The organism is Paenibacillus sp. GQ49, from assembly GCF_059759055.1.
This window is the reverse complement of sequence record NZ_JCAXEL010000004.1, coordinates 317,452-329,765: the sequence shown is the minus strand read 5'-3', so window position 1 is coordinate 329,765 and position 12,314 is coordinate 317,452. Positions and strand designations below refer to the sequence as shown.

The window sequence follows — 12,314 nt, the reverse complement described above, 5'->3', positions numbered from 1 at the left end:
GAATAGGCAATTTTGCCTGTATAATTCTCTTTTTTGTCTGAGGACATTTCGTCCTCATCCTTACATCATGCCGCCCATTCCACCCATACTGCCCATCAAACGCCGCGTTTGTTGCCCCATACCAGCGTATGAAGCTGTGGAAGCACACGAACATCATTCAGGTCATCGGAGGCACTGACTTGGTCGATCAGCCACTCATAACGAGCAAGCAGCGAGGACGCCAGATCTGGCGTATCGGCGGAAGTCACATCCGGGTTCCCGGTTTGTAAAAATAAATCCGTGCCCGGATACCGTGCATGTACACGGCGGGCATAGTCCAAGTCTGTCTCATCAAAGATCACGATCTTCAGACTGTGACTTCGTTCTACCGGGCCAGCGGCCAGCCGTCCGATCAGTTCATCCAGCACGGCCCAATCGGTGTCCATGCCGGAGCTGGGTGGCTTGGGCGAGACGGTGACTTCGTCAATGTCCACCAGCCAAGGCTGCCAGCGGGAGCCCTGCGTCTCCACCGCGGTGCGGATGCCGTTCTCCCGCAGCAGGGCAACCAACCCGCCCAGCGAAGCGAGCAGGGCGGGATTACCGCCAGAGATGGTGACATGGGAGAAACGGGTGCCGCCAACGCGGCGCAATTCTTCCCATACATCCTCTGGCGTAATCATTCGAATCTGGTCCTTGCCACTACCGTCCCAGGTAAAGGCCGAGTCGCACCAGGAGCAGCGATAATCGCAGCCCGCGGTGCGAACAAACATCGTTTTTTGCCCGATGACCATGCCTTCGCCTTGAACCGTCGGACCAAAAATCTCCATCACGGGAATACGAGCCTCTTTGCGAGATCCCGTCTCATTCACCTGGTGTGTCACACTACTCATCGATCATCCACTCCCGTCTCGCTTCCGCGTAACTGGTGGGTGTCTCGAAGAGTCGGACAAACTCTGTCCGCCCACCATCGGTCAGCCCGGCATAGGGTTCCGTCTGGAGCGCATGTTCCATCTGTTCGAACAGCCAAACGACCATATTTTCAGCCGTTGTGTTCATTAAAGGAAGTGTCTCGTTGAGGTACTGATGATCCAGATATCCCTCAATTTGAGTTTTCCATATATCTTTGATATGTCCAAAATCAACTGTCAGCCCGGTTTCACCCGGATAACCGCTGATACCAAAAATAACTTTATACGTATGACCGTGCAGGTTCTTGCACTTGCCTTCATAACAATGCAGGTGATGTGCTGCGTCAAAGGTGAATTCTTTGCTTACAAGCACACGTTTGCGGTGATAGCGCAGCTGGGTGGGCAGAATATCTTCTCCGATGCGTTGCAGATGCTCTACAATACGGAATGTTCCCGGCTCTCTCATCGTACATCCACTCCCGCCGATTCAGCAGCAGTACGTTGCTGTACATAACGATCCAATCCGGCTTTGCGCAGTTTGCAAGCAGGGCAATCTCCGCATCCATCGCCGATCACGCCGTTATAACAGGTCAGAGTACGCTCACGGACATAATCAAAAGCACCGAGGTCATCGGCCATCTTCCACGTTTGGGCTTTGTCCAGCCACATGAGTGGGGTATGAATGACAAATGGGTAGTCCATCGACAGGTTAAGCGTCACATTCATCGACTTTACAAATGAATCCCGGCAATCCGGGTATCCGCTGAAATCCGTCTCGCATACACCTGTAACCAGGTGACGTGCTCCTTTTTGCTTTGCCATAATGGCCGCAAAACTGAGGAACAGCAGATTCCGTCCATCTACAAATGTACTTGGCAGTTCTCCTTCTTCATGCGTAATCTCGACATCCGTGCGAGTGAGCGCATTGGGGGCAAGCTGATTTAACAGGCTCATATCGAGTACCGTTTGCTGTACACCGAGATCACGAGCGATCTCGGCTGCACATTCTATCTCCAGCTTGTGGCGCTGACCATAATCGAACGTAACAACCTCGACTTCGGCAAACTGTTGTTTGGCCCAGAACAGACACGTGGTACTATCCTGACCGCCGCTGAATACAACGACTGCTTTTTCTTCGTTCAACATAAAAAAACCTCTCTATCTTCTTGAGATCAAACCATGCACATAGGCATAGAGTGTCGGAAGAACAGAGAAGTTCATGAACTGGCATCCATCAAAAAACACACCTTCTCGATAACCGCTTCAAAAAAGCAGGTAAGAGTAAGTGTCCTTAGTTTTTTACGTACATAATTGCATGGTGACCGCAATGTGTACGCAAGACTTATACTGACCATCAGATAGTCAAGTCTTATAGAGGGAGTTCGCGAACCTCTCCCATGCCGTAGGCATGGATTTTCTTCTTCAATTGTCTAAACCATTATAACATGAAACGGTGTGGTGACCACCCCACTGGAGCATAGTGGCAGCTCATCGGTCGGCTCCATCAACTAAAAGCTTATTTGATCAGTTTATTTGATCAATACATTGCCGAAAGGGATCACTTCTTTCAGAATTCGTTTGAACAGTCCCTCATCGTTAAGATCCTGTTCCAAGCGGTGATTCTCACGTCCAGCCTGAAAGAGTACAGATCCATGTCCTGTCATCTTCCAATGATAATTCATATGCTGACTGGCAAGGTTGTTACCATATACGGTGAGTTCCAGATGTGCATTTTCGGGATAGGCAATAATACTACCAGCATCCACATAGAGCGGCGCTGTTGGATGAAGTTCCTGTTGGCAGACCTGACCTTGAGTGAGCAATCCGATTTTGCCTTTGCCGGAAAATTTCATTTTCACTGCATCACGGGTGATCAGCATGTTTTTGATTTTCTGGATTTTGGTATGCATGGTTACACCATCAGAGTAGAAGAACAGGTGGCGGAAGTCATAGAGCAGATCACTGTCCTCCGTGAGCTCCACTTCCTTCATCGTGAATCCGGGAGGCAGGGCAGCTACAAATTGGCAAGGTCCGGTAATTTCGGATTTAATCAGCTTTTTTTTGCGATATATGCCCGTGATATTCATGAATTTGTCATTGCGGCTCCCACTTGGACCGCGGAAGGCCACAATTTGCTGCGGATGCAAAATATGAAGGCGGTCATCTTTAATCAGTGAAAATGTGACGACTTGTCCAGCTCCGCCTGCTTCAGCATTGTTCAGGTGTATGTTCATGCAGTTGCTCCTGTTCTTTTATACTCGGCCCGAACGGCGACGCATTCCCCAGCGCATCACACGAATCAGAACAAAGTAACCCAATATGAGAGAAACGACAGTGATGATCGTCGTCTGAATTCGTTTGGTGGTAGCTGCTTTGGCATTCTGGTCGTCCTGTAATTTACTTACCATTTCAGTGAGTTTCTGGTTCTGAGCCAGTAGTTGTTCGTTCTGGGTCTTAAATGCTTCGACATTGGCCTGGGCTTGTCCCAACTGAGCAGACGTTTGATTTAATTGCTCCATCGTTTGCTTATAACTTTCCTGCAGAGCGTTCACTTCTCCGGGCAATTCGGAGACTCGCTCCCATCCGCTATATATATCCGTGAAAATATTGGCACTGGCTGCACTTACTGTCGAAGCGATCGAAACGGTAAATAGAATGCATGTGGTGAATAACACCCGAATGAAATAACCCTGAATGGATTTTGGCATCGTTAACACCTCTTTCTTCGGTTAGATAGATCAATCGCCGAATTCGTCGTCTATTGTTGAAATACGGCTCTTACATTATACGTCAAAACCGGGACGATGGGTTCAAGATGATATCGTTTTATTACCCGAAATATTTAAAATGATTTAGGAACACGGCTGTTTAACTTACAGTTCTGTGGGGTAATAGAACGATAGGCAAGCACACCGGACCGTTTTACAGATCTTTTACTTCAGTTCCGGGTGCATGCTATTCACAAATGCGCAATTTAATGAACGATGCCAATATATCCGATTGAATATAAGATCGTGAACATGAAGGAGTAGAAAGATATGTACACAACAGATCAGAACACATCAACCAAAACAATCATGATCACTGTTAATGGAGAGCCAGTAGGACGTAAGCTGGTCATTGACAGTGTCACCTATGCTCCGGTAACCGAAGCAGATAGTACACAATATTTACACAAAATGGGAATCGATCATCCTACTGTTTAATTTGGGACTTGTCATAGATAAGTGATTGAAAAGCTTGGCATAGCGCCAGGCTTTTTCGTCGTTTATTGTCGTATTGAGACGGATTTAGGGAGATAAAACTAATATATTGGAAAAATTTAATGAGAACATGTGTTCCGTGACAATATAGTGTCCATTCACCCTGATAACTTAGAAGATAATACATATAAATCGGGGGAGAGACTACCAGTGAACTCAGTCTTTGAAGTATCTTATTCGTGGAATAAAGAGGCCATACCGACAGGGGGAGCCGACCCCGTATATATGATGGTAGAGTGGCGTAACGGTGCCCCTGCCAAAAGACTTAGGAAAATAGCACCCAAAATTGTATCAAGAGATTTGGAACTTTTGCTCAAACCGGAATATGGAGTACAGCTAAAAGGTATCTATGGATGTCGTTCCAAAGAAACGGATATTGGCTGGGTACTGAGGCTTGGCGATATGTACAAGGGGGAAAGCAAGCAAATTTTGCTTGAATTCGTCATGGGACCCCGTGCATCAGGAAAAGCTGCCGTATGTTCAGCCTATTGGAGCACAAGGAAGTTGAAACAGAGTCAACGTGTATTGTTACGAAGAGAACAGTTGTATATTCAGTACACCAGTCATCTGGGCATGTTGCGACAGCCCGAAGATCCCAAGGTGGAGAAAACGATCAAATTAAGTGAAACGGTGCCCTTGATCAAACAAGCCCTGCGCGCTTACGAAAGAGGACGGGTTCAAGAGGGAAACAATATGTTGCGTCGTCATGCAGATGCATTGTTAATTGAAGCTGCACGGAAACAGGATCTGGACTATTACGCGGAAGCCGAGATCGTCGAAAAGCTGCGTTATCACTACGAGATCACATTTACAACAGGATATCATGATCGTGAAAAAAAGATACTAGGGGAATAGGGTTGATTTCAAATGGTAACGGTTAGAGTGAGTCTACATATTTGAAGGTGAAGTTTAGGAGAAGGTCGAATGTATGTATCAATATCATATTAAACAATGGATGGAGTTGTATCAAATTTATTGAAACAACATCGTGGAGGGTCCGGCAAAATGACAGACCGACTAATCCGATTAATGCGCATTATAACGCTGGTACAGGCCAAGCCGGGTATTCTGGCACGTGAGCTTGCCGAGCGATGCGAGACGACGGAAAGGACGATATACCGCGACATGGAGGCCCTCAGTGCAATGCATATCCCGATCGCCAATATGGGACACGGGCAAGGGTACATGTTTATCAGCCAGTTTGCTATGTATCCGCTAAATTGGTCTGATGAAGAAGCCCAAGCTTTCATGCATCTTGCTGAAGTTATGGAGAATATTCGTCCTTTGCTGAAACCTGCTTTTGAGAGCGCTTATGAGAAAGTGGTTGCTGCGAGTCAGAAAAACAAAACAGAACGAGTGGAATGGTCGGAGCATATTAGTAGCTTGTTTAAACTGGGGTTGCCTGCATGGCAAAATGAGAGAAATGATCCACAGAATCAATCTCTAATTCCCTTGCTTCATGCTGGCATTTCACAGAACACCATTGAAGGGGAATATCTGTCTCAAGGTAAAAAAGGGATCGTACGCATAGATCCTTACTGTCTTATCCCTCGCGAGTACAGATTTGAGCTGTTAGCATATTGTCACCTGTCGGAGAAACTTCGAATCTTTCAGGTAAGTCGGCTGCAGAGGATACGAATATTGCCACGCACGTTTCGCAAAGAGGATCATCTCATACAATCGCATTTCCGCATTCCTTGGGCATACGAGGGAAGTACGGAGTGGACAGCGTTCAAAATTCGATTTGCCCCCCATGCTGTGGAGCGTGTGATGCAGGAGCAATTTTTTATGCGACCGATCCTAACCATTGAACCGGAAGGTAGCCTGTTATTTGAAGCCATATTAAGTGATGTTGACGAATTTCTCGTATGGATTTCTAAATATGGACCTGATGCGGAAATCCTCGAACCGGAGATCTGCCGCATCAAGATGAAAGAACGTCTGAATGATTGGCAACAAATGTACAATAAAAGTTGAGATTAGAATGCCATCCATTCTAAGGCAAAACACGATTAAGTACTGTGCTTTGGACAGTTACTCTTTGGTTTTGAAAAGGCTTGCCAGATTGCCAAAAGGTGATTCTTTCTCTTCATCTTCTGTGGAGCTGGAATAGACAACCTTGGATGTAATGCCCTCATCATCGGCTGCACAGTTGTTTTCCAGAGTGAATCGGTCAAATTGATGCATAAACACCTTGGCTGTATTGATGGCATCATCCAAGGCACGGTGCTGGGTACCATCAAATTCAATTCCGCAGATCTCAAGAGCCTGAGCGAGTCCGAGTTGACGGAATTTGCCTTCTTTGCGGACGGTGCGGGACCATTGTTGCTGGAGATCGTTATGATTGGTGATCCAGGCCACATCAAGTTGATGGGTGCGACAATGAGAGATCAGTTTGCTGCGGTCATCGGGTCCCCAGGAACACATGTAATAGGGGTCACTTCCCATCCAGGCAATGAATTGATTCAGTGCTGCCGGAAAAAGGGGGGCTGCATCAATATCTTTCTGCGTGATACCTGTAAATTGAATCGTGTCAGTGGACAGCACGGACTTGTTGGAAGGACGAACATACGTATGGAACGTATCCGTTACGACCAATCCATCGGCACTTTCCGTAACTTTGACGGCACCGATATCAATAATTTCAGAAGAATAGCGAGTATTGCGGCTTACCGTGAATTCAAGATCATATATGATATATGGCATAGGACAAGCTCCTTTATCGATTAATACCTGTGATAGATTTCTATTTCTCTATATTACAGGGAACGTGCGGCCATGTCAGCCATCGCTAGAGAATTCATTGTACTTTATGTTAACGTGGTATGGTTGACAATTACTTGTAAATGAACTAATGTGGTCAAAAATGATAACAGCGTCATAACGAGGACATGATTGTGCAAGCCAGCTTCAACAGAGAGGGAACAGTGTGGTGCAAGGTTCCTGTAGCTGCTTCATAAATTCCTACCTCGCGAGCTGCGGAAGAGAATGCCCAGACAGGGTTGCAATCTCCGCCGGCAGGGCCCGTTATGCCCCGTAGGACTGCATGCTACAGATCGCATAGGTTGCGAACGGATTAATTTGCAGTTAAATAAGGGTGGTACCACGACACATTCGTCCCTTGACGGATGTGTCTTTTTGCTGTTTATAAGCCGTATTTAATAACAAAAAGGAAGATTAGGAGTGTGTTATGATGCGTCAAAGTGAAATGCTTGTCCCAACATTACGTGAAGCGCCAGCGGAGGCAGATGCAGCGGGACATCGCTGGTTACTGCGTTCCGGTATGATTCGCCAACTTGCTGCGGGGATTTACAGTTACCTGCCCCTTGGACGGCGTATATTGTTAAATGTTGAACGGATCGTTCGTGAAGAGATGGATCGTGCGGGATGTCAGGAAGTGTTGCTGCCGATTATGCAGCCTGCGGAGTTGTGGGAAGAATCCGGAAGATACACACAGTATGGTCCCGAATTGATGCGTCTGAAGGATCGTCATGCACGGGAATTTGCTCTTGGACCAACACATGAGGAAGTCGTAACCGCTTTAGCGCGGGACGAGGTGAGTTCGTATCGTAAGCTGCCATTCACCCTGTACCAGATCGGAACCAAGTTCCGGGATGAGCGCCGTCCTCGATTTGGATTGCTGCGTGGACGTGAGTTCATCATGAAGGATGCGTACTCTTTTGCTTCGGACTGGGAAGAGCTTGATCGTACTTATCAGGCGATGAACACGGCGTATAGTCGCATTCTGGAGCGTTGTGGTCTGGACTATATCCGTGTTGAGGCGGACGCGGGAACGATTGGCGGTCAAGGGGAAACACATGAGTTCATGGCTCTTGCTGATGTGGGTGAGGACACAATTGTAACCTGCAAACATTGTGGATATGCTGCGAATCTGGAGAAAGCGGATTATCAGACTTCTGGGGATATTGAGAAAAAAGAAGGAAACTTGGAAGTTCCAGCCAATTCTGCGAGTGCAGACTCCGCGCTTCAAACGGATGAACATTCAGGAGCGGAAAACGTAGTACGCATCTCGACGCCTGGCGTTCGTACGATCGCAGAGTTAACCACTTTTGTGGGCAAAGGTGCTGAACATATGATCAAAACGCTGCTTTATGTGGCGGATGGTCAGCTCGTCGCTGCGCTTGTGCGTGGAGATCATGAATTAAATGACATCGCATTGAAACAGGTGTTGGGGGCAGAGGAACTGATCCTTGCAGACGATGCAGCCATTGCGGCACATCCAAATCTGAAGGTAGGATTCCTGGGTCCGATTGGACTAAATCTGCCGATGGTGGTGGACGCTGACGTGGCAGTGATGAAGAGTGCAATTACAGGAGCCAATGAAGTGGATGTGCATGTTTCCGGCGTACGCCCAGGGGTTGATTTTGCATTGGAGCGAGTTGAACGAATTCGCTTTGCTGCGGAAGGGGATACTTGTCCAACATGTGGATCACCACTTGTGTTTACTAAAGGTATTGAGGTTGGACATATTTTCAAATTGGGAACGAAATATAGTGATGCCATGGGTGCTTCCTTCCTGGATCGTAACGGTCGCCAGTGTGTGCCAGTCATGGGATGTTACGGCATTGGCGTATCCCGCCTGATGGCTGCGATAGCCGAACAGTATGCAGGAGATGAAGGCATAAGATGGCCTGCGGCTGTTGCGCCTTATGATGTGCATCTGATTACAGTAAGTTGGAAGGATGAGCAGCAACGCCAGCTTACTCTTGAACTGGAACAACAATTGATCGATGGCGGTTACTCTGTACTGGTTGATGACCGGGATGAACGTCCAGGTGTGAAATTCAAGGATGCAGAGCTGATCGGATTGCCTGTGCAGATCGTTATTGGCCGAGGAGCAGCAGAAGCACAGGTCGAACTGGGATCACACGCACTTGCAGCATCAGGCGAGTCGAAACGAATGGGGATGACGGCACAGGAGGCTGTGCTTTATGTGAAAGAACAGCTCACTTCCTAGATAAGTTGAACTAATCATATACACAGAAACGGAGAGGACAGAAAAAAACTGAAAAAGCGAAGCGTTCGCCTTTATCTCCGGATTTTTCCCTTCAGCAAAGGGAATCAAAAAAATCTAGGGATAACAGCGATTGGAAGGTTATTCTGTCATCGGAGTGTCCGTGTGGACATATCTTTAGTTCAACTTATATAGATCAAGGGGATTCGTTAATTATATGAGTTCATATAATAGTACCGAATATGATGCGGTAGCTGATTTTGATTGCTGAAATTCCAATGTGAGCATGAAAAAGAGGGCTATAGGCATGCAATTTGGCAGGATTTTATGAGTGATATCATACGAAATAACTATATTTGGATCTATGTATTTAGTACACAAATGGTTTTATGATTAAGGATTTGAAGATGATCATACTCAGGTGGATCTATGTGCAAGTATGCAATTTTGAGAAGATAGAGATGTCGAAATTAAATATACAAAACCGCATGAACACGGTAATTCCGGAGAGTTTTTATATAGTTCAGTGTTGAAGGTACATGATAAAGTTGGTCCGTAAAGGCCTGGCTGGGATTTATTTTTGCCTCAGATGATTGTCAGGATCAGCAGGATATGTCCACAGGAAATGTTGAAGTGTCTGATGTGGATGGATGTTTAAGAACGGAGATACAAAAGGGTGTCCCCTTAACCAGTAATCTGGCTTTGGGGACACCCTTTTGGTTATGACAAGATTGATTCGTTATGTTGTTGCGCCATATAAGCGATCATGCCTATATGCACTTTGCTTTGCTGAGCTTAAGAAGCGGCAGGCAATTTCAATTGTTGACCTGGATAAATCCAGTGTGGATTTTTGATATTGTTCAGCTTCTGCAATGCCTGCCAAGTTGTGCCGTATTGTTTGGAGATAGAGTACAGGGAATCTCCGGATTTCACAACATGCAGTTTGGCTGGAGCTGGTTTGCTTGGTGTTGGTTTAGACGGTTTTTCCGGTTTTGGTGTTTCTGGTTTTGGCTTGGTTGGAGCTGGTGTTTCTGTTACCGGGGTTTCCGGCTCTACTGCTGTTTTTTTCGCTTCACTGATTCGACCATCTGTTTTGATGTCTACAGCCCCAAGCTTCTGCATGTAATTGATCAATGCTTCATCCAATGCGCCGTACATACCTGTTGTAGCATATTTGGTGAACATGGTGTACTCGTCACCGCCAACAGCTGTGAAATCATTGGTTGCCAGCGTGTATGTTGCTTCCGGATCAAGGGCTTTATCTCCCACGGTTACGGAATGTACACGGCTACCTTCTGCAGCGGAAGTGTCAATTTTGAACTTGATTCCAGATACTTGCGGGAATCCACCGCTTGGTTCCGGGTAGGAAGCTACACCAACTTCAAGGGCTGCCAGAATATCAGACCCTTTCACCTCAAGGGTTACCACTTGATTACCAAAAGGAAGCACTGTGATAACATCACCTTTGGTTACGATACCCTTTTCAATGGAAGCACGGATACCACCACCGTTAGTCAGGGCAATATCGGCATTGCTTACATCACGAATTGCATCTGCAAGCAGGTCACCCAGGTTGGTTTCACCTGCACGTACCTGTTCACGTTTACCATCCAACAGAATGGCTGTATTGGCTACTTCTTCTTTCAGAATAGGCTCTTGTTCTTTTTGAATGGAGTTCACGAGAGCTGCGACTTTCTCATTTGGTTTGATGTCTTTTGTTTCAGTTTCATCAATTAATGTTGCTTGTTTCTTCGTTACTTTACCACCATCTACCCACAAATCGACGACACCGACGTAGTTAGTGTATTCTCCTGCACTTGCAATCAATGTTCCGTTATCGGATACAAGGCCATCCTGCAGTATTGTGTGGCTGTGACCATCAATGAATACATCGATGCCAGGAACTTCTTTAACGACTTTTAAACTAGTATCTGTGCTGGACGCATCTTGTCCAAGGTGTCCCAATACCACAACAACATCTACTTTGCTGCGGATCTCGTTCACCAGAACTTTAGCCTCTGCAGATGGGTCTGTAATATCTAGACCTTCTACGTTTTTCGGATTCGTTTTGTACATCGTTTCAGGTGTGGACAGGGCAATGATTCCAACCTTTACACCATCAATTTCTTCAATCAGGTAAGGATCGAAGAGACGAGTTCCGTCTTTTTTCTTCACGTTGGCACTAATCATTGGGAAATTCATCATTTCGGCCAGTTCGATCAGGCGATCCGAGCCATAGTTGAACTCATGGTTACCCGGTACGATAGCTTGGTAGCCCATTTCATTCATGACTTTCACGATGCTCTCACCATTCACTAGAGTGGCAAAAGTTGTACCATGTACAGCATCTCCAGCATCAAGCAGGAGTGTGTTCGGGTTTTCGCTACGATATTTATCAGCGATTCCAGCTACTTTGGCAAAACCCATAGCAGGTGAAGATTCAACTGCACGGGCATGCGTATCATTCGTATGTAGAATGGTAATGTGTTTGCCTGTGCCCGGAGTAGTATCCGTTGCAGCCGCGGCAATACCTACACTGCCAAACAGCAAACAGACCGTTAGCAGAAGTGAAACGTAATTCTTCCAGATTTTCATATGAACCGAAACCTCCCCAATTAATAATCTACTTGAGCGTTTACACAGCTCACGTAGTATTTTAACAGACTATTATTAGGAAATCTCGCGAATTACGTAAAAATAGGTAACCTGAAAGTGACATGTAAATCTGCTATTGGATAATATAATCTTCGTAGAGAACATATGTTCTTAAAGAGTGTAAAAAAAATGCTGCGCTTCACGCGGCAGTCCGGTACGTAAACAAAATTTCTCCAAAGATTCTTCCGGTTCAGGCATCACTCCGGAGGTTAGCAATTGAATGGCAAAACGATTGGCCTGTCTTTCCAGCTTGCCTGGAGCAAAATAGGAATGTTCCTCCAGAAAGAATCGATTGATTCCTTTATGAAGCCGATCATGACCAAGCTCATGTGCGCACACGAACCGCTGCCATTCCGGCGGCAAATCATTGTGTATGACGATAAACCTGCGCCGGAGCTTGCGAAAGTACAGTCCCTTGGTGGACTTCCCCAAATTGGTGAAACGAATCTGTATTCCAACCGCGCGGGCAATGCTGAAAGGGCAGTTGGTCCGGTGTTTTCGAATCAGCTTTGTTACGATGTCATCCATATGATC

At 46.3% G+C, this 12,314-nt stretch carries 12 protein-coding genes; 4 read left to right on the top strand and 8 right to left on the bottom strand.

Going from position 1 to position 12,314, the window contains the following annotated elements; all coding sequences use genetic code 11:
- Positions 1-95: 95 nt before the first annotated feature.
- The 5 genes from queE to AC6CIF_RS10805 all read right to left on the bottom strand — a co-directional run bounded on the left by queE (position 96) and on the right by AC6CIF_RS10805 (position 3,595).
- Entirely contained in the window at positions 96-869 is a 774-nt protein-coding gene (gene queE / locus AC6CIF_RS10825) for a 7-carboxy-7-deazaguanine synthase QueE (RefSeq protein ID WP_498199578.1), read from the bottom strand.
- A complete protein-coding gene (gene queD / locus AC6CIF_RS10820; protein WP_036611465.1) occupies positions 862-1,353 on the bottom strand; it encodes a 6-carboxytetrahydropterin synthase QueD in 492 nt (163 codons plus the stop codon). Before queD ends, queE begins: the two co-directional genes overlap by 8 nt.
- Entirely contained in the window at positions 1,350-2,030 is a 681-nt protein-coding gene (queC, locus tag AC6CIF_RS10815; RefSeq protein WP_076209865.1) for a 7-cyano-7-deazaguanine synthase QueC, read from the bottom strand. Before queC ends, queD begins: the two co-directional genes overlap by 4 nt.
- 386 nt (positions 2,031-2,416) lie before the next feature.
- Positions 2,417-3,121 carry an AIM24 family protein gene (locus AC6CIF_RS10810; RefSeq protein ID WP_036668803.1) on the bottom strand — a complete coding sequence of 235 codons (705 nt, stop codon included), beginning with the start codon at positions 3,119-3,121 and terminating at the stop codon, positions 2,417-2,419.
- 18 nt (positions 3,122-3,139) lie between these two features.
- Entirely contained in the window at positions 3,140-3,595 is a 456-nt protein-coding gene (locus AC6CIF_RS10805) for a hypothetical protein (RefSeq protein ID WP_036611459.1), read from the bottom strand.
- Positions 3,596-3,925: 330 nt separating this feature from the next.
- Between AC6CIF_RS10805 and AC6CIF_RS10800 the strand changes: the two genes are divergently transcribed.
- The 3 genes from AC6CIF_RS10800 (at position 3,926) to AC6CIF_RS10790 (ending at position 6,127) form a co-directional block, all read left to right on the top strand.
- Positions 3,926-4,093, top strand: a complete 168-nt coding sequence (locus tag AC6CIF_RS10800; RefSeq protein ID WP_179088496.1) for a hypothetical protein — start codon at positions 3,926-3,928, stop codon at positions 4,091-4,093.
- Positions 4,094-4,300: 207 nt separating this feature from the next.
- Entirely contained in the window at positions 4,301-5,005 is a 705-nt protein-coding gene (locus tag AC6CIF_RS10795) for a hypothetical protein (RefSeq protein WP_221819066.1), read from the top strand.
- A gap of 150 nt (positions 5,006-5,155) precedes the next feature.
- Positions 5,156-6,127, top strand: a complete 972-nt coding sequence (locus AC6CIF_RS10790; RefSeq protein ID WP_498199575.1) for a helix-turn-helix transcriptional regulator — start codon at positions 5,156-5,158, stop codon at positions 6,125-6,127.
- 57 nt (positions 6,128-6,184) lie between these two features.
- Here AC6CIF_RS10790 and AC6CIF_RS10785 read toward each other — a convergent pair whose 3' ends face one another.
- On the bottom strand, positions 6,185-6,856 hold the full coding sequence (locus AC6CIF_RS10785; protein WP_017690193.1) for a 3'-5' exonuclease: 672 nt from the start codon (positions 6,854-6,856) through the stop codon (positions 6,185-6,187).
- A 487-nt stretch (positions 6,857-7,343) separates the two neighbouring features.
- On the opposite strand from AC6CIF_RS10785, the gene AC6CIF_RS10780 reads away from it, so the two are divergent.
- The gene (locus AC6CIF_RS10780; protein WP_498199697.1) at positions 7,344-9,128 is read left to right on the top strand and encodes a proline--tRNA ligase; all 1,785 of its coding nucleotides are present in this window, start codon (positions 7,344-7,346) and stop codon (positions 9,126-9,128) included.
- Positions 9,129-9,920: 792 nt separating this feature from the next.
- On the opposite strand, the gene AC6CIF_RS10775 is transcribed toward AC6CIF_RS10780, so the two are convergent.
- On the bottom strand, positions 9,921-11,720 hold the full coding sequence (locus AC6CIF_RS10775) for a 5'-nucleotidase C-terminal domain-containing protein (RefSeq protein WP_498199573.1): 1,800 nt from the start codon (positions 11,718-11,720) through the stop codon (positions 9,921-9,923).
- A 171-nt stretch (positions 11,721-11,891) separates the two neighbouring features.
- Complete coding sequence (locus AC6CIF_RS10770) at positions 11,892-12,308, bottom strand: ImmA/IrrE family metallo-endopeptidase (RefSeq protein WP_133386683.1); 417 nt, start codon at positions 12,306-12,308, stop codon at positions 11,892-11,894.
- Positions 12,309-12,314 lie beyond the last annotated feature (6 nt).

Bases quoted from the DNA above. Each gene is read 5' to 3' on its own strand.
- AC6CIF_RS10790 (WP_498199575.1), top strand. From the start codon at position 5,156: ATGACAGACCGACTAATCCGATTAATGCGCATTATAACGCTGGTACAG.
- AC6CIF_RS10780 (WP_498199697.1), top strand. From the start codon at position 7,344: ATGCGTCAAAGTGAAATGCTTGTCCCAACATTACGTGAAGCGCCAGCG.
- AC6CIF_RS10805 (WP_036611459.1), bottom strand. From the start codon at position 3,595: ATGCCAAAATCCATTCAGGGTTATTTCATTCGGGTGTTATTCACCACA.
- AC6CIF_RS10810 (WP_036668803.1), bottom strand. From the start codon at position 3,121: ATGAACATACACCTGAACAATGCTGAAGCAGGCGGAGCTGGACAAGTC.
- queE (WP_498199578.1), bottom strand. From the start codon at position 869: ATGAGTAGTGTGACACACCAGGTGAATGAGACGGGATCTCGCAAAGAG.
- AC6CIF_RS10770 (WP_133386683.1), bottom strand. From the start codon at position 12,308: ATGGATGACATCGTAACAAAGCTGATTCGAAAACACCGGACCAACTGC.
- AC6CIF_RS10785 (WP_017690193.1), bottom strand. From the start codon at position 6,856: ATGCCATATATCATATATGATCTTGAATTCACGGTAAGCCGCAATACT.
- AC6CIF_RS10800 (WP_179088496.1), top strand. From the start codon at position 3,926: ATGTACACAACAGATCAGAACACATCAACCAAAACAATCATGATCACT.
- queD (WP_036611465.1), bottom strand. From the start codon at position 1,353: ATGAGAGAGCCGGGAACATTCCGTATTGTAGAGCATCTGCAACGCATC.
- AC6CIF_RS10775 (WP_498199573.1), bottom strand. From the start codon at position 11,720: ATGAAAATCTGGAAGAATTACGTTTCACTTCTGCTAACGGTCTGTTTG.